23 protein-coding genes are annotated in these 22,053 nt (G+C 64.3%); 12 read left to right on the top strand and 11 right to left on the bottom strand.

The genetic code is table 11. The features are described from left to right. Positions 1 to 13: 13 nt before the first annotated feature. Genes ctaD through RTH46_RS00280 form a run of 3 tightly spaced genes read left to right on the top strand, consistent with a single transcriptional unit; the run spans position 14 to position 3,075 of the window. Positions 14 to 1,603: a cytochrome c oxidase subunit I gene (gene ctaD, locus RTH46_RS00290; protein ID WP_153789020.1), complete on the top strand. Its 1,590-nt coding sequence runs from the start codon at positions 14 to 16 to the stop codon at positions 1,601 to 1,603. A gap of 10 nt (positions 1,604 to 1,613) precedes the next feature. Next, complete coding sequence (locus tag RTH46_RS00285) at positions 1,614 to 2,171, top strand: cytochrome c oxidase assembly protein (protein WP_110995002.1); 558 nt, start codon at positions 1,614 to 1,616, stop codon at positions 2,169 to 2,171. A gap of 16 nt (positions 2,172 to 2,187) precedes the next feature. Continuing rightward, complete coding sequence (locus tag RTH46_RS00280) at positions 2,188 to 3,075, top strand: cytochrome c oxidase subunit 3 (RefSeq protein ID WP_279848924.1); 888 nt, start codon at positions 2,188 to 2,190, stop codon at positions 3,073 to 3,075. Positions 3,076 to 3,181: 106 nt separating this feature from the next. On the opposite strand, the gene RTH46_RS00275 is transcribed toward RTH46_RS00280, so the two are convergent. Then, positions 3,182 to 3,385: a twin transmembrane helix small protein gene (locus RTH46_RS00275; RefSeq protein ID WP_153789017.1), complete on the bottom strand. Its 204-nt coding sequence runs from the start codon at positions 3,383 to 3,385 to the stop codon at positions 3,182 to 3,184. Positions 3,386 to 3,448: 63 nt separating this feature from the next. Between RTH46_RS00275 and RTH46_RS00270 the strand changes: the two genes are divergently transcribed. From RTH46_RS00270 to RTH46_RS00250, 5 genes are read left to right on the top strand one after another with little or no spacing between them, the layout of a single operon-like run. After that, positions 3,449 to 4,192, top strand: a complete 744-nt coding sequence (locus RTH46_RS00270) for an SURF1 family protein (RefSeq protein WP_316904814.1) — start codon at positions 3,449 to 3,451, stop codon at positions 4,190 to 4,192. After that, on the top strand, positions 4,158 to 4,736 hold the full coding sequence (locus RTH46_RS00265; protein ID WP_279848930.1) for a hypothetical protein: 579 nt from the start codon (positions 4,158 to 4,160) through the stop codon (positions 4,734 to 4,736). The genes RTH46_RS00270 and RTH46_RS00265 overlap by 35 nt, the downstream gene beginning before the upstream one ends. Before the next feature lie 9 nt (positions 4,737 to 4,745). Beyond that, positions 4,746 to 5,819 (top strand): COX15/CtaA family protein, encoded by a 1,074-nt coding sequence (locus tag RTH46_RS00260; protein ID WP_316904813.1) that lies wholly within the window; start codon positions 4,746 to 4,748, stop codon positions 5,817 to 5,819. Beyond that, a complete protein-coding gene (gene cyoE / locus RTH46_RS00255; RefSeq protein WP_316904812.1) occupies positions 5,804 to 6,703 on the top strand; it encodes a heme o synthase in 900 nt (299 codons plus the stop codon). Before RTH46_RS00260 ends, cyoE begins: the two co-directional genes overlap by 16 nt. Next, positions 6,700 to 7,332, top strand: coding sequence for an SCO family protein (locus RTH46_RS00250; protein WP_153789012.1), 633 nt, complete (start codon positions 6,700 to 6,702; stop codon positions 7,330 to 7,332). Before cyoE ends, RTH46_RS00250 begins: the two co-directional genes overlap by 4 nt. Before the next feature lie 103 nt (positions 7,333 to 7,435). Here the strand turns inward: RTH46_RS00250 and RTH46_RS00245 are convergent, their stop codons facing one another. From RTH46_RS00245 to RTH46_RS00235, 3 genes are all read right to left on the bottom strand, one after another. Further along, positions 7,436 to 8,206 (bottom strand): MetQ/NlpA family ABC transporter substrate-binding protein, encoded by a 771-nt coding sequence (locus tag RTH46_RS00245; protein ID WP_153789011.1) that lies wholly within the window; start codon positions 8,204 to 8,206, stop codon positions 7,436 to 7,438. A 64-nt stretch (positions 8,207 to 8,270) separates the two neighbouring features. Next, positions 8,271 to 8,942: a methionine ABC transporter permease gene (locus RTH46_RS00240; protein WP_153789010.1), complete on the bottom strand. Its 672-nt coding sequence runs from the start codon at positions 8,940 to 8,942 to the stop codon at positions 8,271 to 8,273. Next, positions 8,942 to 9,949, bottom strand: a complete 1,008-nt coding sequence (locus RTH46_RS00235; RefSeq protein WP_153789009.1) for a methionine ABC transporter ATP-binding protein — start codon at positions 9,947 to 9,949, stop codon at positions 8,942 to 8,944. Before RTH46_RS00235 ends, RTH46_RS00240 begins: the two co-directional genes overlap by 1 nt. 224 nt (positions 9,950 to 10,173) lie before the next feature. Here RTH46_RS00235 and katE point away from each other — a divergent pair, with 224 nt between their 5' ends. Further along, on the top strand, positions 10,174 to 12,318 hold the full coding sequence (gene katE, locus RTH46_RS00230; RefSeq protein ID WP_316904811.1) for a catalase HPII: 2,145 nt from the start codon (positions 10,174 to 10,176) through the stop codon (positions 12,316 to 12,318). A gap of 84 nt (positions 12,319 to 12,402) precedes the next feature. Here the strand turns inward: katE and RTH46_RS00225 are convergent, their stop codons facing one another. The 4 genes from RTH46_RS00225 to zur form a co-directional block, all read right to left on the bottom strand. Further along, complete coding sequence (locus tag RTH46_RS00225; protein ID WP_316904810.1) at positions 12,403 to 13,110, bottom strand: PA5502 family lipoprotein; 708 nt, start codon at positions 13,108 to 13,110, stop codon at positions 12,403 to 12,405. A 128-nt stretch (positions 13,111 to 13,238) separates the two neighbouring features. After that, positions 13,239 to 14,021, bottom strand: coding sequence for a zinc ABC transporter permease subunit ZnuB (gene znuB / locus RTH46_RS00220; protein ID WP_153789290.1), 783 nt, complete (start codon positions 14,019 to 14,021; stop codon positions 13,239 to 13,241). Then, positions 14,014 to 14,787, bottom strand: coding sequence for a zinc ABC transporter ATP-binding protein ZnuC (znuC, locus tag RTH46_RS00215; RefSeq protein WP_110995056.1), 774 nt, complete (start codon positions 14,785 to 14,787; stop codon positions 14,014 to 14,016). Before znuC ends, znuB begins: the two co-directional genes overlap by 8 nt. Further along, positions 14,784 to 15,269, bottom strand: coding sequence for a zinc uptake transcriptional repressor Zur (zur, locus tag RTH46_RS00210; RefSeq protein ID WP_153789289.1), 486 nt, complete (start codon positions 15,267 to 15,269; stop codon positions 14,784 to 14,786). The genes znuC and zur overlap by 4 nt, the downstream gene beginning before the upstream one ends. A gap of 18 nt (positions 15,270 to 15,287) precedes the next feature. Here zur and RTH46_RS00205 point away from each other — a divergent pair, with 18 nt between their 5' ends. Then, complete coding sequence (locus tag RTH46_RS00205) at positions 15,288 to 16,256, top strand: zinc ABC transporter substrate-binding protein (protein WP_279848584.1); 969 nt, start codon at positions 15,288 to 15,290, stop codon at positions 16,254 to 16,256. A gap of 80 nt (positions 16,257 to 16,336) precedes the next feature. Here RTH46_RS00205 and RTH46_RS00200 read toward each other — a convergent pair whose 3' ends face one another. After that, the gene (locus tag RTH46_RS00200; RefSeq protein ID WP_153789287.1) at positions 16,337 to 17,287 is read right to left on the bottom strand and encodes a homoserine kinase; all 951 of its coding nucleotides are present in this window, start codon (positions 17,285 to 17,287) and stop codon (positions 16,337 to 16,339) included. A 72-nt stretch (positions 17,288 to 17,359) separates the two neighbouring features. Beyond that, the gene (locus tag RTH46_RS00195) at positions 17,360 to 17,647 is read right to left on the bottom strand and encodes a DUF2782 domain-containing protein (protein WP_110995018.1); all 288 of its coding nucleotides are present in this window, start codon (positions 17,645 to 17,647) and stop codon (positions 17,360 to 17,362) included. A gap of 75 nt (positions 17,648 to 17,722) precedes the next feature. Between RTH46_RS00195 and polA the strand changes: the two genes are divergently transcribed. After that, the gene (gene polA / locus RTH46_RS00190) at positions 17,723 to 20,488 is read left to right on the top strand and encodes a DNA polymerase I (RefSeq protein ID WP_316904809.1); all 2,766 of its coding nucleotides are present in this window, start codon (positions 17,723 to 17,725) and stop codon (positions 20,486 to 20,488) included. A gap of 399 nt (positions 20,489 to 20,887) precedes the next feature. Here the strand turns inward: polA and yihA are convergent, their stop codons facing one another. Beyond that, entirely contained in the window at positions 20,888 to 21,520 is a 633-nt protein-coding gene (yihA, locus tag RTH46_RS00185) for a ribosome biogenesis GTP-binding protein YihA/YsxC (RefSeq protein ID WP_316904808.1), read from the bottom strand. A gap of 208 nt (positions 21,521 to 21,728) precedes the next feature. Here yihA and RTH46_RS00180 point away from each other — a divergent pair, with 208 nt between their 5' ends. Then, positions 21,729 to 22,031 carry a c-type cytochrome gene (locus RTH46_RS00180; protein ID WP_110995057.1) on the top strand — a complete coding sequence of 101 codons (303 nt, stop codon included), beginning with the start codon at positions 21,729 to 21,731 and terminating at the stop codon, positions 22,029 to 22,031. Positions 22,032 to 22,053: the final 22 nt, after the last annotated feature.

The raw sequence follows: 22,053 nt of genomic DNA, 5'->3' as shown, positions 1-22,053 counted from the left end.
CAGGAGACAGGACATGAGTGCAGTGATCGACGACCACGCCCACGGCCATGACCACGCCCACGGCCCGGCCAAGGGCCTGATGCGCTGGGTGCTGACCACCAACCACAAGGACATCGGCACGATGTACCTGTGGTTCGCCTTCACCATGTTCCTGCTCGGCGGCTCGTTCGCCATGGTGATCCGCGCCGAGCTGTTCCAGCCGGGCCTGCAGATCGTCGAGCCGGCCTTCTTCAACCAGATGACCACCATGCACGGGCTGATCATGGTGTTCGGCGCGGTGATGCCGGCCTTCGTCGGCCTGGCCAACTGGATGATCCCGCTGATGATCGGCGCGCCCGACATGGCCCTGCCGCGGATGAACAACTTCAGCTTCTGGCTGCTGCCGGCGGCCTTCCTGCTGCTGGTCTCGACCCTGTTCAGCCCCGGCGGCGGGCCGAACTTCGGCTGGACCTTCTACGCCCCGCTTTCCACCACCTACGCCCCGGCCAGCGTGACCTTCTTCATCTTCGCCATCCACTTGATGGGCATCAGCTCGATCATGGGCGCGATCAACGTGATCGCCACCATCCTCAACCTGCGTGCCCCAGGCATGACCCTGATGAAGATGCCGCTGTTCGTCTGGACCTGGCTGATCACTGCGTTCCTGCTGATCGCGGTGATGCCGGTGCTGGCCGGCGTGGTGACCATGATGCTGATGGACATCCACTTCGGCACCAGCTTCTTCAGCGCCGCCGGTGGCGGCGACCCGGTGCTGTTCCAGCACGTGTTCTGGTTCTTCGGCCACCCCGAGGTGTACATCATGATCCTGCCGGCGTTCGGCGCGGTCAGCTCGATCATCCCGGCGTTCTCGCGCAAGCCGCTGTTCGGCTACACCTCGATGGTCTACGCCACCGGGGCGATCGCCTTCCTGTCGTTCATCGTCTGGGCCCACCACATGTTCGTGGTCGGCATCCCGGTGGTGGGCGAGCTGTTCTTCATGTACGCGACCATGCTGATCGCCGTGCCCACCGGGGTAAAGGTGTTCAACTGGGTCAGCACCATGTGGGAAGGCTCGCTGACCTTCGAGACGCCGATGCTGTTCGCCATCGCCTTCGTCATCCTGTTCACCATCGGCGGGTTCTCCGGGCTGATGCTGGCCATCGCACCGGCGGACTTCCAGTACCACGACACCTACTTCGTGGTGGCGCACTTCCACTACGTGCTGGTGCCCGGGGCGATCTTCGGGATCTTTGCCTCGGCCTACTACTGGCTGCCGAAGTGGACCGGGCACATGTACGACGAGACCTTGGGCAAGCTGCACTTCTGGCTGTCGTTCATCGGCATGAACATGGCCTTCTTCCCTATGCACTTCGTCGGCCTGGCCGGCATGCCCCGGCGGATCCCCGACTACAACCTGCAGTTCGCCGACTTCAATATGGTCTCGTCGGTCGGTGCGTTCATGTTCGGCGCCACGCAGATCTTCTTCCTGTTCATCGTCATCAAGTGCATCCGTGGCGGCGCACCGGCACCGGCCAAGCCGTGGGACGGTGCCGAGGGGCTGGAGTGGTCGATACCGTCGCCGGCGCCCTACCACACCTTCCAGACCCCACCGGAAGTGAAGTAGGAGCGCGCCCATGGACGGCCTGTCGCTGCGCCGCCTGGTCACCCGCCTGGTCATGCTGACCGTGGTGATGTTCGCCTTCGGCTTTGCCCTGGTGCCGATCTACGACGTGATGTGCAAGGCGTTCGGCATCAACGGCAAGACCGGCGGGCAGTACGAGGGCAGCCAGGTCAGCGACCCGACCCGTTCGGTGCGGGTGCAGTTCATGTCGACCAACGCGGGCGACATGAGCTGGGAGTTCCACTCCAGCGCCGACCAGATCGAAGTCAATCCGGGCGCGGTGAACCAGATGATCTTCATTGCCCGCAACCCGACCAAGCACCCGATGAGCGCCCAGGCCATCCCCAGCATCACCCCGGCCGAGGCGGCGGCGTACTTCCACAAGACCGAATGCTTCTGCTTTACCCAGCAGGTGCTGCAGCCGGGTGAACGCATCGAGATGCCGGTGCGTTTCATCGTCGACCGCGACCTGCCGGATTCGGTGAAACACCTGACCCTGGCCTACACCTTGTTCGACATCACCGCTCGCCACCCCCCGGTCGCCCAAGCCGCGACCGAGGGCGCCCGTTGAGGGAAGGAGATACGTCATGGCAAGCCACGAGCATTACTACGTACCGGCGCAGAGCAAGTGGCCGATCATCGCCACGATCGGCATGTTCATCACGGTGTTCGGCCTGGGCACCTGGTTCAACGACCTGAAGGCCGGCCACCCGGAATCCCACGGGCCGCTGATCTTCTTCGTCGGTGCGTTGTTTTTGGCGTACATGCTGTTCGGCTGGTTCGGCGCGGTGGTCAAGGAGAGCCATGCCGGGTTGTACAGCGCGCAGATGGACCGCTCGTTCCGCTGGGGCATGAGCTGGTTCATCTTCTCTGAAGTGATGTTCTTCCTGGCCTTCTTCGGTGCGCTGTTCTACGTGCGCGTGCTGGCCGGGCCGTGGCTGGGGGGTGAAGGGGCCAAGGGCGTGGCGCATATGCTCTGGCCCAGTTTCGAGTTCGCCTGGCCGCTGCTGCACACGCCGGACCCGAAGCTGTTCCCGCCGCCTAAAGAAGTCATCGACCCGTGGCACCTGCCGCTGATCAACACCATCCTGCTGGTGAGCTCCAGCATCACCGTGACCATTGCCCACCATGCCCTGCGCCGCGATCACCGTGGGCCGCTGAAATTCTGGATGGCGCTGACCATTGTCCTGGGCATCAGCTTTATCACGTTGCAGGCCTACGAGTACCACGAGGCCTATACCAAGCTGGGGCTGACGCTGGGCTCGGGGATCTATGGCGCGACGTTCTTCATGCTGACCGGCTTCCACGGTGCGCACGTGACCTTGGGCACGATCATCCTGATCGTGATGTTCGTGCGCATTCTGCGCGGGCACTTCAACCCGGAGAAACACTTTGGCTTCGAGGCGGCCAGCTGGTACTGGCACTTCGTCGATGTGGTGTGGGTGGGGTTGTTCATCTTTGTGTATGTGCTTTAAGGCAAGCGACACATGACCCTGTGGGAGCGGGTTTACCCGCGAATGCGATGGTGGATTTGACACCGTATTCGCGGGTAAACCCGCTCCCACAGGGATCCAGGTGATGTCAAAACGGCGCGTGTGACACCAACTGCCCACTGATGAAACCCCAGGCCACCAGCCCGACAGTCAGGGCCGCCAGGGTGACACGCACGGTGAGGGCTTTGAGCAGCCGGGTCGACTGGTCGTCGTCCTTGACCAGGAACACCAGGCCACTGAACAGGCTGGCGACGGTGGCCAGCAGCATCAGGACTATCGCGGCCTTGAGCATGACGAGACTCCGGGGGGATGCGGTGATGAGTGCAAGTATAGCGTTCGACCTTGCGGGGCCACGGTGAGGCCGTTTCGCCCCGGCTGGATCCCGACCCTGGTGGTGCTCGCGCTGCTGCCTGGGCTTGTCGCGCTTGGCTACTGGCAACTGGGCCGGGCCGACGACAAACGCGCGCTGGTGGACAGCTACGCCGAACGCCAGGTGGAGGCACCACTGGCCGCCGCCCAGCTTGCCCAGTTGCCCGACCCTGCCTTCTTCCGTGTGCACCTTTATGGCCGTTTCGACGCCCGCCACAGCCTGCTGCTGGACAACCAGATGCGCGACGGCCAAGCCGGCGTAGAGCTGCTGCAACCCTTCCACGACCAGGCCAGCGGCCAGTGGCTGCTGGTCAATCGCGGCTGGTTGCCCTGGCCCGATCGGCGGGTGCCGGTGCAGTTCGTTACACCCGATCAACCCCTGGCGCTGGATGCCTCGGTCTATGTGGCACCCGGCAAGACCTTCCAGTTGCACCCCGACCCCGCCGGCGGCCAGTGGCCGCATTTGCTGACCGCCGTCGACCCGGCCGGGCTCTGGCAACTGCTGGGTCGCGAAGGTTTCGCCCACGAGCTACGCCTGGAGCCTGGCCCGGCCAGCTACCGGCTGGGCTGGCCGGTGGTCGCCATGGGCCCGGAGAAGCACCTGGGCTATGCCGTGCAGTGGTTTGCCCTGGCCACCACGCTGGTGCTGCTTTACCTGTATTTCGGCTGGCACAACCACAACAAGGAGAACCGCCATGGCCGCCGCCACGAGTCCACTGAACGTGCCTGAAGGACGCAAGGCCCGCGGGCGCTTGCAACTGCTGTTGATCCTGCTCGTCGTGCTGGGGCCGATGATTCTCGCCACCTGCATGTACAAGCTGCAGTTCTGGGTGCCGGAGGGGCGCAGCTTCCATGGGGTGATGATCGGCAATGGCCAGAGCCGCGCCGACATTGGCATCGATGCCCAGGACCAGCGCTGGCAGCTGTTGGTCAGCGCCCCGCAAGCCTGCGCCGAGGACTGCCGGCAGCTGGTGTACCTGGCGCGGCAGATCCAGGTGGGCCTGGGCCGCGACGCCAGCCGCGCCAGCCATGCCCTGGCCGCCGCGCAGGCGCTCGATGCGGATTACCAGGCTGTGCTCGGCCGTGAATACCCGCAGCTGCAACGCTACCCGCTGGATAGCCAGCGCTACCTGCAGCAGGTCGGCGAGCCAGGCCCGCAGCTGTGGATCGTCGACCCCCACGGCAACCTGGTGCTGCGCTACGACGCCAAGGTCAACGGCAAGAAAGTGCTGGACGACCTGCGCCACCTGCTCAAGCTGTCCAACATTGGCTAGGAGCCTGCCATGGCCAGACCTGGATTTCGCCTTGCCGTGTTCGCCACCCTGCTGGCGTTGTTGGTGGTGTTGCTCGGCGCCTACACCCGGCTGACCCACGCCGGCCTCGGTTGCCCCGACTGGCCGGGTTGTTACGGCTTCATCGGCGTGCCCAAGAGCGAGGCGCAGCTGGCCCACGCGGAACTGCACTTCCCCGAGCACCCGGTGGAAGAGGCCAAGGGCTGGGCCGAGATGACCCACCGTTATTTCGCCGGCAGCCTGGCGCTGGTGATCGCCCTGCTCGCCTTCCAGGCCGTGCGCCGGCATGCCCGGGATGGCCAGCCCTATCGCTTGCCGGTCTTGCTGCTGGGCGTCGTGCTGGCCCAGGCGGCCTTCGGCATGTGGACGGTGACACTCAAGCTGTGGCCGCAGGTGGTCACCGCGCACCTGCTCGGCGGGTTCACCACCCTGAGCCTGCTTTTCCTGCTATCCCTGCGTCTATCCCGGGCCTTTGCGCCACTTCCCAAATTGCCTTTGAGCCTGCGCCGGATAGCGGCCTTGGCCTTGCTGGTGGTGATCGGCCAGATCGCCCTGGGGGGCTGGGTGAGTGCCAACTATGCGGCGGTGGCCTGTATCGACCTGCCCACCTGCCACGGCCAGTGGTGGCCGGCGGCGGACTTCAGCAACGGCTTCCACCTTACCCAGCATGTCGGACCCAACTACCTGGGCGGGCAGCTGGACAGCGATGCGCGCACGGCGATCCATATCAGCCATCGCCTGGGCGCGTTGCTGGTCACCGCGGTACTGCTGCTGCTCAGCTGGAAGCTTCAGCGCCATGGCCTGGGCGGCCTGGCGCGCCTGGTGTTGCTGGCCCTGGGGCTGCAATTGAGCCTGGGCATCAGCAACGTGCTGCTGCACCTGCCGCTGGCCGTGGCGGTGGCGCATAACGCCGGCGGTGCCCTGCTGCTGTTGAGCATGGTGCTGGTGAACTACCGCATCCGCGTGGCCGACAAGGTGCGCGTCGGCCAAGGTTGGCGCCTGACTCCGGTCACCGGCGTGGGCCTCACCCATCACATGAGGAACGATTCGTGGCGACGCTTCTGAGCGCTGAGCGACAGCGCGCCGGTTGGCGCGACTATCTGGAGCTGACCAAGCCCAAGGTGGTGGTGCTGATGCTGATCACCTCGCTGGTGGGCATGTTCCTCGCCACCCGCGCCGGCGTGGCCTGGAGCGTGCTGCTGTTCGGCAACCTGGGCATCGCCCTGTGCGCGGGCGGCGCGGCGGTGGTCAACCATGTCGTGGACCGGCGCATCGACGCGCTGATGGCGCGGACCCACAAGCGCCCGTTGGCCCAGGGCCGGGTGGCACCGCTGCCGGCGCTGTGCTTCGCCGCGTTGCTGTCGATGTCGGGGATGGGCTTGCTGCTGGCCTTCACCAATGCACTGACCGCCTGGCTCACCCTGGCCTCGCTGCTGGGTTATGCGGTGCTCTACACCGGCTTTCTCAAGCGTGCCACGCCGCAGAACATCGTGATCGGCGGCCTGGCCGGCGCAGCCCCGCCGCTGCTGGGCTGGGTGGCGGTCAGCGGGCATGTGAGTGCCGAACCGCTGTTGCTGGTGCTGATCATCTTCGCCTGGACCCCACCGCACTTCTGGGCCCTGGCCATTCACCGCAGGAGCGAGTACGAAAAAGCGGATATTCCGATGCTGCCGGTGACCCACGGCGAGCGTTACACGGCCTTGCATATCCTGCTGTACACCTTGATTTTGCTGGCCGTGAGCCTGCTGCCCTATGCCATCCACATGAGTGGGCCGCTGTATTTGGCCTGTGCCCTGGGGCTGGGCCTGCGCTTCCTGCACTGGGCCTGGGTGTTGTACCGTGGCACCCGGCCGCACGCGGCGATCAATACGTTCAAGTACTCTATCGGCTACCTGTTCGCCCTGTTCATCGCCCTGCTCGTTGACCACTACTTGTTGCTGAACCTATGACCCGAACCCAGAAAACCGTATTCATCCTTGTTGCCCTGGTCGCGCTGATCATGGGCCTGACCGTCAACAAGGTGCTCAGTGACCGGGGTCAGTTGAACCCCACTGAACTGATCGACGCCGGCATCATCCTGCTGCCGCAGAGCCGCACCGTGCCGGATGTGTCGATGACCGACCAGAATGGCCAGCCCGTTGCGCTGGACCAGCTCAAGGGCAAGTGGTCGCTGCTGTTCTTCGGCTACACCTACTGCCCGGACATCTGCCCGACCACCCTCGCCCAATTGCGCCAGGTGAAGAGCGAGCTGCCGAAAGAGGCGGTGGACCGTCTGCAGGTGGTGCTGGTGAGCGTCGACCCGAACCGCGACACGCCGAACCAGCTCAAGCAGTACCTGGGCTATTTCGACAAGGATTTCGTCGGGGTGGTGGGGACTATCGAGGGTACCCAGAAGCTGGCCAACGGCCTGAGCATTCCGTTCATTCCGGCCGATACCAGCAAGCCGGGCTACACCGTGGATCACAGCGGCAACCTGGCGGTCGTGGGGCCGGATGGGCGTCAGCGCGGGTTCATTCGTGCGCCGTTCAACAACCAGAAGCTGGTGGCGCAGTTGCCGGGGCTGGTCAAGCGGGATTGAGTGCTGCCCCAAAAAGCTTCGCGGGTAAACCCGCTCCCACAGGTCATTCGCATAACCTGTGGGAGCGGGTTTACCCGCGAAGGGCCCAGCGCGATAGGTCGGCTTAGAACGCCGGCACCACAGCGCCTTTGTACTTCTCGGTGATGAACTGCTTCACCTCAGGCGAGTGCAGCGCCGCGGCCAGTTTCTTCATGGCGTCGGAGTCTTTGTTGTCCGGGCGGGCAACCAGGATGTTCACGTACGGCGAGTCGCTGCCTTCGATGGCCAGCGCGTCCTTTTCAGGGTTGAGCTTGGCTTCCAGCGCGTAGTTGGTGTTGATCAGCGCGGCATCGACCTGGGTCAGCACGCGCGGAATGGTGGCCGCTTCCAGCTCACGGAATTTCAGGCCCTTGTCGTTGCCGGTGATGTCTTTCACGGTCGACAGGATGTTCTTGTTGTCCTTGAGCTTGATCACGCCGGCCTTGTCCAGCAGCAGCAGGGCGCGGCCGCCGTTGGTGGCGTCGTTGGGGATGACCACGGTGGCGCCGGAGGCCAGCTCGTCGAGCTTCTTGACCTTGGCCGAGTACACGCCCAGCGGCTCGATGTGCACACCGGCGACGCTGACCAGGTCGGTCTTCTTGGCCTTGTTGAACTCATCCAGGTACGGCTGGTGCTGGAAGAAGTTGGCGTCCAGGCGCTTTTCGGCCACCTGCACGTTCGGCTGGATGTAGTCGGTGAATTCCTTGACCTTCAGCTCCACGCCCTCTTTCGCCAGTTGCGGTTTGACGAAGTTGAGGATTTCGGCGTGCGGCACCGGGGTGGCGGCGACGGTCAGGGTTTCGGCGTGGGCCGAGAAGGCCGCGACGGCGGCGACAACAGCAAGCAGCTTCTTCATTGATCACTCCTTGTGAGGGCCGCGACGGCCCCCGAACGGGTCGGCCGGGCCGACCCCATTGGGGTTACTTACGGGAAAAATGCACGACCAGTTTGTCGCCGATCATCTGCAGGACTTGAACCAGGATGACCAGCAGCACCACGGTGACGATCATCACGTCGGTCTGGAAACGCTGGTAGCCGAAGCGGATCGACAGGTCACCCAGGCCGCCGGCGCCAACCACACCGGCCATGGCGGTGTAGGACACCAGGGTGATGGCGGTGACGGTGGTGGCGGCGATGATGCCCGGCATGGCTTCAGGCAGCACTGCCTTGAAGATGATCTGGCGGGTGGTGGCGCCCATCGACTGGGTCGCTTCGATGATGCCGCGGTCCACTTCGCGCAGCGCGGTTTCCACCAGGCGTGCGAAGAATGGCGTGGTGCCAACCACCAGCGGCGGGATGGCCCCGGCGACGCCCAGCGAGGTGCCGGTGATCAGCACCGTGGCGGGGATCATCACGATCAGCAGGATGATGAACGGCAGCGAGCGCACGATGTTGACGATGGTCGCCATCACCGCATAGATCTGCTTGTGCTCGAACATCTGCCGCGGCCCGAACAGGAACAGCAGCACGCCCAGAGGCAAGCCCAGTAGCACGGTAAAGAGCAGCGAGGTGAACAGCATGATCAGGGTGTCGCCGGTGGCCAGCCAGATTTCGGCCCAGTCGACGTTGGCGAAGAAATTCAGGGCGTCCATCAACGCAGTACCTCCATATGTACGTCAGCTGCAGTGAAGCGGGCGAATGCCGCGTCCATGTCCCCGCCGATCAGGGCGAGGGTCAGCTGGCCATAGGGGATGTCCTTGATGCGGTCGATGCGCCCGGCAAGGATGCTGTAGTCGACCCCGGTTTCGCGGGCCACGGTGCCCAGCAGCGGTGCATAGGTGGCATCGCCCTGGAAGGTAAGGCGCACGATGCGCCCCGGCACATGGGCGAAGTCGTCGCGCTGGTCGTTCTCGTCGATCTGCTCGTCTTCCTGGACAAAGCGCTTGGTGGTGGCGTGCTGCGGGTGCAGGAACACCTCGGCCACCGGGCCGTGCTCGACGATCTGCCCGGCGTCCATCACCGCCACGCGGTCGCAGACCCGGCGGATCACGTCCATCTCGTGGGTGATCAGTACGATGGTCAGCTTGAGCTCGCGGTTGATCTCGGCCAGCAGTTGCAGCACCGAGGCGGTGGTTTGCGGGTCGAGGGCACTGGTGGCCTCGTCGCACAGCAGGATCTTGGGGTTGGTGGACAGGGCGCGGGCAATGCCGACGCGCTGCTTCTGCCCGCCCGACAGCTGTGCCGGGTACTTCTTCGCGTGCTCCGAAAGGCCGACGCGGGCCAGCAGCTCGCTGACGCGCTTGTCGATCGCCGCGCGGGGCAGCTCGCCCGCCAGCACCAGCGGCAGGGCGACGTTGTCGGCGACGGTCTTGGAGGCCAGCAGGTTGAAGTGCTGGAAGATCATCCCGACCTGCTGGCGGAAGCGGCGCAGCTGGTCGGCGTCGAAGGCGGTGACGTCTTCACCGTCGACGATGATCTTGCCGCCGCTGGGCGCTTCGAGGCGGTTGATCAGGCGCAGCATGGTGCTTTTACCGGCACCGGAATGGCCGATCAGGCCGAACACCTGGCCATCTTCGATGGTCAGGCTGGTCGGGTTCAGGGCCGGGATATCCCTACCGGCGACGCGGTAGGTCTTGTGGACGTTTTGAAACTCGATCACTGAGCGAACCTTGTGGGGCGCATGGAATTTGGGTCAGCGGTTGGCTGGGGTCGCGCATTTTAGCCTTTTCCCATAGGCGTTCTTAGCATTTATTTGTGAGCTGTCCAATCCGTTGGGCATAACGCGACAACCGGTAATCCTGATTGAACGCTCGCCAAGGCCTCCCAGTCACTACTTGAACAAGCCCGTACGGGCAGCCTGATGACTGATGAGGAGAGCCGAACATGGCCAGCAAGAAAGCGCCACAGCCACGGCAAAGCCAGGTGGCGGGCACCGATACCCCCGACCGGGCCAATACCAATGCCAAGTTGCAGAGCCTGGAAACGTTTCGCAGTGATGCCACAGGGCAGGCGCTGCGCACCAACCAGGGCGTCAAGGTCGCCGACAACCAGAATAGCCTCAAGGCTGGCGCGCGCGGGCCGTCGCTGCTTGAAGACTTCATCATGCGCGAGAAGATCACCCACTTCGATCATGAGCGCATCCCCGAACGAATCGTCCACGCGCGGGGCGTCGGCGCCCATGGCTACTTTCAAAGCTATGGCTGCCATGCCGAACTGACCAAGGCCGGCTTCCTGCAGGACCCGGAGAAGATCACCCCGGTGTTCGTGCGTTTTTCCACGGTGCAGGGGCCGCGCGGTTCGGGCGATACCGTGCGTGATGTGCGCGGCTTTGCGGTGAAGTTCTACACCGATGAAGGCAACTTCGACCTGGTTGGCAACAACATGCCGGTGTTCTTCATCCAGGATGCGATCAAGTTCCCCGACTTCGTGCACGCCGTGAAGCCCGAGCCGCACAACGAGATACCCACCGGCGGCTCGGCCCATGACACGTTCTGGGATTTCGTTTCGCTGGTGCCGGAGTCGGCGCACATGGTCATCTGGGCCATGTCCGACCGCGCCATCCCGCGTAGCTTGCGAATGATGGAAGGCTTTGGCGTGCACACTTTCCGCCTGGTCAATGCCGACGGCGTGGCCAGCTTCGTCAAATTCCACTGGAAGCCTCGCCAGGGCGTGCATTCGCTGCTGTGGGACGAGGCGCAGAAGCTGGCCGGCAAAGATGCCGATTACCATCGCCGCGACCTGTGGGAAGCCATCGAGACCGGTAATTGCCCCGAGTGGGAGCTGGGCGTGCAGGTCATTCCCGAGGCCGATGAACACAAGTTCGACTTCGACCTGCTCGACCCGACGAAGCTGATCCCTGAGGAGTTGGTGCCGGTGACCCCGCTGGGCAAGATGGTGCTCGATCGCAACCCGGACAACTTCTTTGCCGAGGTGGAGCAGGTTGCCTTTTGCCCTGGGCATATCGTGCCGGGCATCGATTTCAGCAACGACCCGTTGCTGCAGGGCCGGCTGTTCTCCTACACCGACACGCAGATCAGCCGCCTCGGTGGGCCGAATTTCCACGAAATTCCGATCAACCGGCCAATCGCGCCCAACCACAGCAGCCAGCGCGATGCCATGCACCGCATGACCCTCGACAAGGGCCGCGCCGCCTACGAGCCGAACAGCGTCGATGCTGGCTGGCCGAAAGAGACGCCGCCCGCTGCGCAGCAAGGTGGCTTCGAGAGCTATGAGGAGCGCATTGACGCGAACAAGATCCGCCAACGCAGCGCGTCATTCGCTGACCACTTCTCCCAGGCCCGGCTGTTCTTCCAGAGCATGAGCGCGAGCGAGCAGCAGCACATCATCAAGGCCTACAGCTTCGAGCTGGGCAAGGTGGAGCGTGAAGCGATTCGGGTGCGGGAGGTGAACGACATACTCGCCAACATCGATCTGAAGCTGGCAGCGGCGGTGGCAAGCAACCTCGGGCTGCCAGCGCCCAAGGCGGGGACGGTCAAGGTAAAAGCCAGCAAGCCCGCGCAGTCAAAGGCTTTGAGCCAGATGAACCAGCCGGGGAGCATCGGTATCAAGGGGCGCAAGGTCGCGGTGCTGGTGGCCAATGGCGTGGATGGCGCGAGCGTCGACAAGGTCGTCAAGGCCCTGGAGGCGCGGAGTGCCCGGCCCATGTTGCTGGGCCCGACTTCGGCGCCGGTAAAGACCACTGATGGCCAGCTGTTGCCGGTGGATGCTGCCATGGAGGGCATGCCGTCGGTGATGTTTGACGGGGTGTGGGTGCCGGCGGGCAAGGCTGCGCTTGAAGCGCTGCTGGGCAGCGGCGTGGCCAGGCATTTTCTGCTGGAGGCTTACAAGCACCTCAAGCCCATGGGGTTGGCCGTGGACGGCAAGCTGCTGTTGAGCACCTTGGGGTTGAAGGAGGATGCGGGGTTGTTGCTGGGGGATCAGCAGAAGGTATTCGAGCAGTTCTTCAAGGCTGTTGAAGGGCACAGGGTGTGGGGGCGGGAGGCGGCTGCCGAAGTTGTGCCGGCCTAGGAAAAACATCGCGGGGCAAGCCCGCTCCCACGCAACCTAGCGTGGGAGCGGCGGTGCGCCGATGCGACTTGCCCCGCGATTGGTTCACTGCTGATGGGGGATCAATACCACCTGCGCCGGCAGCGAACGCTGGATCTCGTGCTTCTGGTTCAGCACGAAGCCACTGTCGAGCTTGTGCACGCGCTTGTGCAGCAGCGTCTTGAGCCAGGGCGCATCCTCGGTGCGGGGCACCTGGAACACCACGTCGCAGTGGAAATTCACCACGTCGGCGGCGATGTCATCGAGCTGGCGGCGCAGGGCGCGGCTGTCGGTGGTCTTCAGGGCGACCACGGTGCTCGGGGCAGTCGGATCGAGCAGCCGGGCCTTGGGTTGTGCCGCGGCGGCCATGAGGGCAGCCTCGGCTTTTTCCAGCTCGGCCTTGCGTGCCTGGGCCATGGTGTCGCCACCGGTCACGGCTGGTGCTTGCGGCATCAGTGCACGGGCGCGAGCCAGCGCGGTGGCGGCGGCATTCACATCGCCTTTCTGCAGGACGATCTGGCTGCGGCGCAGATAGGCTTCGGCCAGCTGACGCTGGTGGGGCTCCAGGCGCGCATCGTCGGGTGCCTGGACCTGCAGGGCGGCCAGTTGATCTTCGGCGGTGGCCAGCTCATTGCTGGCAATGTTCTGCTCCAGCTGCTGCCAGGCATCCGGTTGGGCAGGCGCGGCCGGCTGCTCGGCGGGCGTGCTGGCGCAGGCCGTCAGGAACAGGGAAAACGCGGCAACAAGCAGATAACGTGAGGCGAACGGCTTCATTCCTGCGACTCTCTATTTGCGCAAAAAACGAGCAAGTCTACACCCAGGTGCGCACGCTCGAAAATAGGACTGATTGACCCTGAACCTGCGAAAAGGTTGCAGGCTGCGTTGGTTCACAGCCTGTTTTTTCAGCGCTTTGGCAACGCCAGGCTCAGCAAGAATAGCACCGCCGCGCAGACCACGATCGATGGCCCGGCGGGGGTGTCCTTGAACCAGGACATGGCCAGCCCGCCGCACACGGCAATGACCCCCAGCAGGCTGGCGCCCAGGGCCATCTGCTCCGGTGAGCGGGCGTGACGCTGTGCCGCGGCCGCCGGGATGATCAGCAACGAGGTGATCAGCAGCACGCCGACAATCTTCATCGCTACCGCGATCACCACGGCGATCAGCAGCATCAACGCCAGGCGCAGGCCCGCCACGGGCAGCCCCTCGACCATCGCCAGCTCCTCGTGCACGGTGACGGCCAGCAAGGGGCGCCAGAACATCGCCAGCAGCACCAGCACCAGCGCGCTGCCGCCGAGGATCCAGGCCAGGTCGGTGGTGCTGATCGCCAGCAGGTCACCGAACAGGTAGGCCATCAGGTCGATCCGCACGTCGTGCATGAAGCTCAGCGCCACCAGCCCCAGCGACAGGGTGCTGGGGGCGAGGATGCCGAGCAGGGTGTCGGAAGCCAGCGGCTGGCGCTGTTGCAGCGTCACCAGCAGGATCGCCAGCAACAGGCAGCCGACCGTCACCGCCAGCGCCGGGCTGACATCCAGGGCCAGGCCCAGCGCCACGCCGAGCAGCGCGGCATGGGACAGGGTGTCGCCGAAATAGGCCATGCGCCGCCACACCACGAACGAGCCGAGGGGGCCGGCCACCAGCGCCAGCGACAGGCCGGCAAGCAAGGCATACAGAAGAAAATCAGCCATGCTTGCAGTGCTCTCCGTGAACATGGGCGCCAGGGGCGATCACTGCGCCGTGCAGGTCGTGGCTGTGATCGTGATGGTGGTGGTAGACGGCCAGGCTCTTGGCGTTCTGGCCGAACAGCTCGACGAAGGCCGGGTCGCCGCTGACCTGCTCCGGGTGGCCCGAGCAGCAGACGTGGCGGTTGAGGCAGACCACCTGGTCGGTGGTGCTCATCACCAGGTGCAGATCGTGGCTGACCATCAGCACGCCGCAGCCATGGCGATCGCGCAGGCGGGTAATGAGGTTGTACAGCTCGGTCTGGCCGACCACGTCGACCCCCTGCACCGGCTCGTCCAGCACCAGCAGCTCGGGCTCGCGCAGCAGGGCGCGGGCCAGCAGCACACGCTGCATCTCGCCGCCGGAGATGGTCTGGATCGGGCTGTCGATCACCTGCTCGGCACCGACTTCCTGCAGCGCCGACAAGGCTGCCGCGCGGTCTACCCCAGGCACCAGGCGCAGGAAGCGCAGCACCGACAGGGGCAGCGTCGGGTCCACCTGGATTTTCTGCGGCATGTAGCCGATGCGCAGTTTGGGCTTGCGCCAGACCTTGCCGCGGTGCGGCTTGAGCAGCCCCAGCACGGCGCGCACCAAGGTGGTCTTGCCGGCACCGTTGGGGCCGATCAGGGTAACGATCTGCTTCGGTGCCACCGCCAGGTCGATGCTGTCGAGCACCGCCTCACCACCGAAGCTGACGCCGACCTGCTCAAGGCGGATCAGGGCGTCGCTCATGCCGCGCCCCGGCAGTTGGCGCACAGGCCGACGATTTCCACGGTCTGGGTTTCGACGCTGAAGCCCACGCCCTTGGCGCTGGCGACGATCGCGTCGCTGATGCTGTCCTGTTCCAGCTCGATGGCCACGTGGCACTCGCGGCAGATCAGGAACTGGCCCTGGTGCGCGTGCTCGGGGTGGCTGCAGCCAATGAAGGCGTTGAGCGAGGCGATGCGGTGCACCAGGCCGTTGTCGAGCAGGAAGTCGAGAGCGCGGTACACGGTCGGCGGGGCGGCACGGCGGCCATCCTGCTCGCTGAGCACGGCGAGGATGTCGTAGGCACCCAGCGGCTTGTGGCTCTGCCACACCAGCTCCAGCACGCGGCGGCGCAAGGCGGTCAGGCGCAGGCCCTGACGGGTGCACAACGTGTCGGCCTCGGCCAGTGCGCTGTGTACGCAGTGGGAGTGATCGTGGGGGCGGTGGGCCAGCGGCGTGATGGACATGGGCAGCGACGGTTCAGGATGGAGACGTTATTATGTTACCTGTTTCTGACGAGCCGAGTAGCCACCGTGTCCCGATTCCTTGCCCTGTTTGTCGCTTTCATCGCCTGTTCGGCCCAGGCCGACGTGCGCGTGCTGACCAGCATCAAGCCCCTGCAACAGATTGCCGCTGCGGTGCAGGACGGTGTCGGCAGCCCGGATGTACTGCTGCCGCCGGGTGCCTCCCCGCATCACTACGCGCTGCGCCCGTCTGACGTGCGCAAGGTTGGCGATGCCGACCTTTTGTACTGGATTGGCCCGGACATGGAGAACTTCCTGCCCCGCGTGCTGGGCAGCCGTGGCAAACCGACCGTGGCCGTGCAGTCGCTTGCTGGCATGCAACTGCGTCATTTCGGTGAGGACAGCCACTCTCACGACGAAGACGACCACGACGACGATCATGACGATCATGACCATGACCACCGCCCGGGCAGCCTCGATGCGCACCTGTGGCTGTCGTCGGTCAACGCGCGGGTGATCGCGACGAAGATGGCCGGGGACCTGGCGGCGGCTGACCCGGCCAATGCGGCCCGTTACCAGGGCAACCTGAAAGCGTTCGTCGAGCGCCTGGATGCCTTGGACCTGCGCATCAAGCAGCGCGTGGCCGGGATCGCCGGCAAGCCGTACTTCGTATTCCATGAAGCGTTCGATTACTTCGAGGCCAACTATGGCCTCAAGCACACCGGCGTGTTCAGTGTCGCTGCCGAAGTGCAGCCGGGCGCGCAGCACGTCGCCGCGATGCGCAAGCGTCTGCAGGAAGTGGGCAAGACCTGTGTATTCAGCGAGCCGCCGCTGCGCCCGCGCCTGGCCGAGACGCTGACGGCGGGGCTGCCGGTGCGGCTGGCTGAGCTGGATGCCCTGGGCGGCACCGATCCGGTGGACGCCAAGGGCTACGAGCGCTTGCTGGAGAAGCTGGGTGCAGACCTGGCGGGGTGCCTGGAGCAGCTGTGACCCTCGTGGGAGCGGGCTTGCCCCGCGATAGCGATGGTGAAGTTGCTACCGCCATCGCGGGGCAAGCCCGCTCCCACGGTTTACAGAGCGAACGGCAACTTCAAAGCCACCTGCTGACGCATCGCCAGGCGCACTTCGAACTCCCGCGGGTCATGGATGGTGACATCCATCCCGGCAAATTCCTTGGCGGCAATCAGCCGTGACAGCCAGAAGCGCACGCACGCCAGGCGCAGCATCTGCGGCCACAGTTCGGCTTCGGCCGCGGTGAATGGCCGCAGCGCCGCATAGGCGCCCAGCAGCGCCTGGGCGCGGGGCAGGTCGATGCCGCTGTGCTCGTCCAGGCACCAGTCGTTCACGGTGATGGCGATGTCATACAGCATCGGCCCGGAGCAGGCGTTGTAGAAGTCGATCACACCGGTCAGGTGAGTGCCTTCGAACATCACGTTGTCGCGGAACAGGTCGGCGTGCAGGTTGGCCTTGGGCAAGGCGAGGATCTGAGCCTTGTGCGCGGTGATTTCGTCCAGCGCCGGTTGCAGCAGTTGTGCCTGCTCGGGGTTCAATCCCGGCAGCAGCTCGGCACCGGACGCCAGCATCCAGTCCAGGCCACGGTCGGTACGGCGCTCGATGATGTGCTCGCGGGTTGCCAGGTGGATATGCGCGAGCAACTCACCGACCTGGGCGCAGTGCTGGTTGTTCGGCGCTTTCACGTGCTTGCCCGACAGCCGCGGCTGCAGCAGTGCCGGCTTGCCGCACAGCTCGCGCAGGCCATTGCCGTCACGATCACGCAGGGCATAGGGCACGGGCATGTCGGCTGTGTGCAGCACATCGAGCAGCTCGATGAAGAACGGCATGTCTTCCACCGGCCCACGCTCGACCAGTGTCAGTACGTATTCCCCTTGTTCCAGGCTGACGAAGAAATTGCTGTTCTCGGTGCCGGCGGCAATGCCCTGGAAGTCGAGCAGACGGCCCAGCTCGTAGGGCGCCAGAAAGGTTTCCAGCTCAGGCCGGGACACAGGGGTGAAGACTGACATGTTGAAAAATTGCCCATGCGGGCACTTCCGCCGGGAAGTGCCTGGTTGATAAGAACGATACGCGTTACTGGCTTACCACTCGAAGATCTTCCAGGCCGGGATCAGCATGTCCGGCTGGTCGGAACGAATGAAGTTGGCATCGGTGCCATCCGCGCGTACCAGGAAATAAGGCTTGCCGTTTTTCGGCGTGATCTTGATCGCATACAGGAAGCCGTTCTGCCGGTATTCCTGGATGGTTTTGTCGCCTTCCGTGCGAATGGTCACATCGGGATCTGCCGATGGGGCGTCGTCCGCCGCCAGGGTGACGACTGGCATGGTTGCCAACAGGCCGAGCACTAACAGGCGATTCAATGTACGCATGATAACCTAGTCCCTTTGTCGTCAATGATTCTGGCTATTCTAGCGCCGGACCCGTCGAAAAGGTTGATTCTCCTCATGAGCCAAGCGCCCCTCGTCCTGGTGGACGGTTCCTCCTACCTCTACCGTGCCTTCCACGCGCTGCCGCCGTTGACCACTTCCAAAGGCCTGCCCACCGGCGCGGTCAAGGGCGTGCTGAACATGCTCAAGAGCCTGCGCAAGCAATACCCGGACAGCCTGTTCGCGGTGGTGTTCGATGCCAAGGGCGGGACATTCCGCGACGCCATGTTCGCCGAGTACAAGGCCAACCGCCCAAGCATGCCCGACGACCTGCGGGTGCAGGTCGAGCCGCTGCACGCCAGCGTGCGAGCCCTGGGCTATCCGCTGCTGTGTGTCGAGGGTGTGGAGGCCGACGACGTGATCGGCACCCTGGCCCGCAGCAGTGCGGCCGCTGGCCGGCCGGTGATCATTTCGACCGGCGACAAGGACATGGCCCAGCTGGTGGACGGCCACGTTACGCTGGTCAACACCATGACCGGTAGCGTGCTGGACGTGGCTGGCGTGCACGAGAAGTTTGGCGTCGGTCCCGAACACATCATCGACTTCCTTGCCCTGATGGGTGACAAGGTCGACAACATCCCCGGCGTGCCAGGTGTTGGCGAAAAGACCGCTGTGGGCCTGCTGACCGGTATCGGTGGCGGGCTGAGCGATGTATACCAGAACCTGGAAAAGGTCGCGGGCCTGGCCATTCGCGGGGCCAAGACCCTGGCTGCCAAGCTTGAGGAGCATCGCGACGCGGCCTTCCTTTCCTACGAGCTGGCCACCATCAAGTGCGATGTGGAGCTGGATGTCGAGGTTGACGCCCTGGTCTGCGGCGAGCCGGACCGCGAAGCGCTGCTGGCGCTGTACACCGAGATGGAGTTCAAAAGCTGGGTCGCCGAGGTGCAGCGTGATGCTGCCCAGGCTGCTCCCAAGGGCGCCGTCACTGGCTCTGCCAGTGTTGTCGAGGCACCTGCGGCCAAGGTCGAGCCGCAGTACGAAACCATCCTTGACCAGGCGCGCTTCGATGCCTGGCTGGAGAAGCTGCGCCAGGCACCGCTGTTCGCCTTCGACACCGAAACCACGGGCCTGGATGCGCAGAAGGCGCAACTGGTCGGCCTGTCGTTCGCCATCGAGCCCAATGTGGCCGCCTACGTGCCCCTGGCCCACGACTATGAAGGCGCGCCTGCCCAGCTGGACCGCGAGGCGGTGCTGCAAAAGCTCAAGCCGCTGCTGGAAGACCCGGCCAAAGGCAAGGTCGGCCAGAACGCCAAGTACGACATCAACATCCTGGCCAACGGCAGCCCGGCCATCCAGATGCGCGGCGTGGCCTACGACACCATGCTCGAGTCCTACGTGCTCAACTCCACCGCCAGCCGTCACGACATGGATAGCCTGGCGCAGAAGTACCTGGATCACACCACCATCAGCTTCGAAGACATCGCCGGCAAGGGCGCCAAGCAGCTGACCTTCAACCAGATCCCGCTGGAGAAGGCCGGCCCTTACGCCGCCGAGGACGCCGACATTACCCTGCGCCTGCACCATGCGTTGCAGGCGCGGCTGGCCGAAACGCCGAGCGTGCTGCCGGTGCTGATGGACATCGAGATGCCGCTGGTACCGGTGCTGGCGAAGATCGAGCGCCAGGGCGCGTTGGTCGATGCCGCGCTGCTGGGGGTGCAGAGCGGTGAACTGGGGGCGAAGATGGTCGAGCTGGAGCGCGAGGCGTTCGAGCTGGCCGGCGAGGAATTCAACCTTGGCTCGCCCAAGCAACTGGGGGTGATCCTCTATGACAAGCTGGGCATGCCGGTATTGAGCAAGACCGCCAAGGGCCAGCCCTCCACCGCCGAAGCCGTACTGGACGACTTGGCCGAGCAAGGTTTCCCGCTGCCCAAGGTGCTGATGCAGTACCGCAGCCTGAGCAAACTCAAGAGCACCTACACCGACAAGCTGCCAGGGCAGATCAACCCGCGTACAGGGCGTATCCATACCTCTTACCAGCAGGCAGTCGCCGCTACCGGGCGTCTGTCGTCCAGTGACCCGAACCTGCAGAACATTCCGGTGCGCACCGCCGAAGGCCGACGCATCCGCCAGGCCTTTGTCGCAAGCCCCGGCTACAAGCTGCTGGCGGCGGACTATTCGCAGATCGAGCTGCGCATCATGGCCCACCTGGCCAAGGACGAAGGGCTGCTGCACGCGTTCCGCAATGACCTGGACGTGCACCGCGCCACCGCCGCCGAAGTTTTCGGCGTGGCCCTGGATCAAGTCACCACCGACCAGCGCCGCAGCGCCAAGGCGATCAACTTTGGGTTGATCTACGGCATGAGCGCATTCGGCCTGGCCAAGCAGATCGGTGTCGACCGCAAACAGTCCCAGGACTACATCGATCGTTACTTCGCCCGTTACCCGGGCGTGCTGGCCTACATGGAGCGCACCCGCGCCCAGGCGGCCGAGCAGGGCTTCGTCGAAACCTTGTTCGGCCGCCGCCTGTACCTGGCGGACATCAACGCCAAGAACCCGGCCCTGCGCAAAGGCGCCGAACGTACCGCGATCAACGCGCCGATGCAGGGCACGGCGGCGGACATCATCAAGCGCGCCATGGTGGCTGTGGACAACTGGCTGACCGACAGCGGGCTGGATGCGCGGGTGATCTTGCAGGTGCACGACGAACTGGTGCTGGAAGTGCGCGAGGACCTGGTGGAACAGGTCAAAGATGAAATTCGCGGCTACATGAGTGGCGCCGCCGAGCTGGACGTGCCGTTGCTGGTGGAAGTGGGCGTCGGTTCGAATTGGGACGAAGCTCACTAAACGCGGCGTGAAAGCTGTGTAGGATCTGCGGCGTGGTGTCGCGGGTCCTGGCCTTAGATCGGCTGGTTCATGAAACTATTTCAAATAGTTTTGAGGGCCTCGGAACTAATCCGGTGAACCGCCACTCAGAGTAACTGAATGGCTGGTGAAGCCTTTCGATGCTCCTATGTTGTGTTAAGTGTTGGCAGATATCTGGACCCCGCCCTAGCGGTCCGGACTTGGACCCCGAACTTCCCCCTCCCCATACGAAGTCCGGGGTTTTTTTTGCCTGCGATTCGGGGCACCGCACAGGGTGGCACGGGCTTCGCCCGTGTTCGCGGGGCAAGCCCGCTCCCACAGGGATCGCGCTAGCTTTAGCAGTTGAGCAAGACAGTTGCTCCTACAAAAGCGGGTACCGCCTCAGGCCACCGGCTTGTCTTCCAGCCCCATCCAGTCCGCCAGCACGCGATATGCCTCTTCCAGCCCCAGGCGCTTGGGCGCCGAGAACAGCTGGATGGTGGTGCTGTCGCCCCAGCCCTTGCGAATTTCCGACTGCACCTTGAGCAGGGTGTTCTTGCCGGCACCGTGGGTCAGCTTGTCGGCCTTGGTCAACAGGATGTGCATGGGCATGCCGCTGGCCTTGGCCCAGTCGAGCATCATCTTGTCGAAGTCGGTCATCGGATGGCGCACATCCATCATCAGGATCACCCCGCGCAGGCACTCGCGGCTGCCCAGGTAGGCTTCCAGGTGCTTTTGCCAGTGCTGCTTGAGCGGGATCGGCACTTTTGCATAACCGTAGCCCGGCAGGTCGACCAAACGCCGTTCATCGTCCAGACTGAAGAAATTCAAAAGCTGGGTGCGGCCTGGGGTCTTGGAAGTCCGCGCCAGGCTGGCATGGGTCAGGGTGTTGAGGGCGCTGGATTTGCCGGCGTTGGAACGGCCAGCGAAGGCCACCTCGTAACCCTGGTCTTCAGGGCATTGTTCGACCTTGGCGGCGCTGAGGGCGAAGGTGGCTTTCTGGCAGAGGCCGAGGATGGGGTTCTTGACTTGCATGGGATATCCGATGTGGGTGTTGCCCGGCACTGGAACGGTTGGCCCAGGCGCGGCAAGCGGTGTCGTTTCCGTTTGGATGACGGAAGTATATAATGCCCCAGTTTTTGTGTGCTCATTCTCCCAGCGAAGGAGAACGGGCATGGGGTGCCGAACAATAGCTCGCGCAACAGAACGCAGCGCGGCCCCCAACCCTGTCAGGTCGTTCCGCATGGCGAAATGGCTGCTTGCTGTCGGTATGTTCCTGCCGTATTTCAGCGCACAGGCTACACAGGATCCCGAGGCGTTGTACAACCGCACGTGTGCGGCCTGTCACGCCGGACAGTTGCCACAGGCCCCCAAACGGGGTGACCGGGCGGCCTGGGAGCCAAGGCTGGCGCAAGGCATGGCGCAACTGGTGGCGCATGTTACACAGGGTTTCAAGGCTATGCCGCCGCGTGGATTGTGCATGGACTGCAGTGCCGAGGACTACCGATTGGTCATCCTTTGGATGAGCGGCAGTCCCGATACATAACATTTCACCCTTAGCCGTGTTG

Source organism: Pseudomonas sp. zfem004, assembly GCF_032621715.1.
Lineage (GTDB): Bacteria > Pseudomonadota > Gammaproteobacteria > Pseudomonadales > Pseudomonadaceae > Aquipseudomonas > Aquipseudomonas sichuanensis.
The sequence above is the reverse complement of the archived record's forward strand: the minus strand, read 5'-3'. Positions and strand labels throughout refer to the sequence as shown.

Bases quoted from the DNA above. Each gene is read 5' to 3' on its own strand.
- ctaD (WP_153789020.1), top strand. From the start codon at position 14: ATGAGTGCAGTGATCGACGACCACGCCCACGGCCATGACCACGCCCAC.
- RTH46_RS00285 (WP_110995002.1), top strand. From the start codon at position 1,614: ATGGACGGCCTGTCGCTGCGCCGCCTGGTCACCCGCCTGGTCATGCTG.
- RTH46_RS00280 (WP_279848924.1), top strand. From the start codon at position 2,188: ATGGCAAGCCACGAGCATTACTACGTACCGGCGCAGAGCAAGTGGCCG.
- RTH46_RS00275 (WP_153789017.1), bottom strand. From the start codon at position 3,385: ATGCTCAAGGCCGCGATAGTCCTGATGCTGCTGGCCACCGTCGCCAGC.
- RTH46_RS00265 (WP_279848930.1), top strand. From the start codon at position 4,158: ATGGCCGCCGCCACGAGTCCACTGAACGTGCCTGAAGGACGCAAGGCC.
- RTH46_RS00260 (WP_316904813.1), top strand. From the start codon at position 4,746: ATGGCCAGACCTGGATTTCGCCTTGCCGTGTTCGCCACCCTGCTGGCG.
- RTH46_RS00250 (WP_153789012.1), top strand. From the start codon at position 6,700: ATGACCCGAACCCAGAAAACCGTATTCATCCTTGTTGCCCTGGTCGCG.
- RTH46_RS00245 (WP_153789011.1), bottom strand. From the start codon at position 8,206: ATGAAGAAGCTGCTTGCTGTTGTCGCCGCCGTCGCGGCCTTCTCGGCC.
- RTH46_RS00240 (WP_153789010.1), bottom strand. From the start codon at position 8,942: ATGGACGCCCTGAATTTCTTCGCCAACGTCGACTGGGCCGAAATCTGG.
- katE (WP_316904811.1), top strand. From the start codon at position 10,174: ATGGCCAGCAAGAAAGCGCCACAGCCACGGCAAAGCCAGGTGGCGGGC.
- RTH46_RS00225 (WP_316904810.1), bottom strand. From the start codon at position 13,110: ATGAAGCCGTTCGCCTCACGTTATCTGCTTGTTGCCGCGTTTTCCCTG.
- znuB (WP_153789290.1), bottom strand. From the start codon at position 14,021: ATGGCTGATTTTCTTCTGTATGCCTTGCTTGCCGGCCTGTCGCTGGCG.
- znuC (WP_110995056.1), bottom strand. From the start codon at position 14,787: ATGAGCGACGCCCTGATCCGCCTTGAGCAGGTCGGCGTCAGCTTCGGT.
- zur (WP_153789289.1), bottom strand. From the start codon at position 15,269: ATGTCCATCACGCCGCTGGCCCACCGCCCCCACGATCACTCCCACTGC.
- RTH46_RS00205 (WP_279848584.1), top strand. From the start codon at position 15,288: ATGGAGACGTTATTATGTTACCTGTTTCTGACGAGCCGAGTAGCCACC.
- RTH46_RS00200 (WP_153789287.1), bottom strand. From the start codon at position 17,287: ATGTCAGTCTTCACCCCTGTGTCCCGGCCTGAGCTGGAAACCTTTCTG.
- RTH46_RS00195 (WP_110995018.1), bottom strand. From the start codon at position 17,647: ATGCGTACATTGAATCGCCTGTTAGTGCTCGGCCTGTTGGCAACCATG.
- polA (WP_316904809.1), top strand. From the start codon at position 17,723: ATGAGCCAAGCGCCCCTCGTCCTGGTGGACGGTTCCTCCTACCTCTAC.
- yihA (WP_316904808.1), bottom strand. From the start codon at position 21,520: ATGCAAGTCAAGAACCCCATCCTCGGCCTCTGCCAGAAAGCCACCTTC.
- RTH46_RS00180 (WP_110995057.1), top strand. From the start codon at position 21,729: ATGGCGAAATGGCTGCTTGCTGTCGGTATGTTCCTGCCGTATTTCAGC.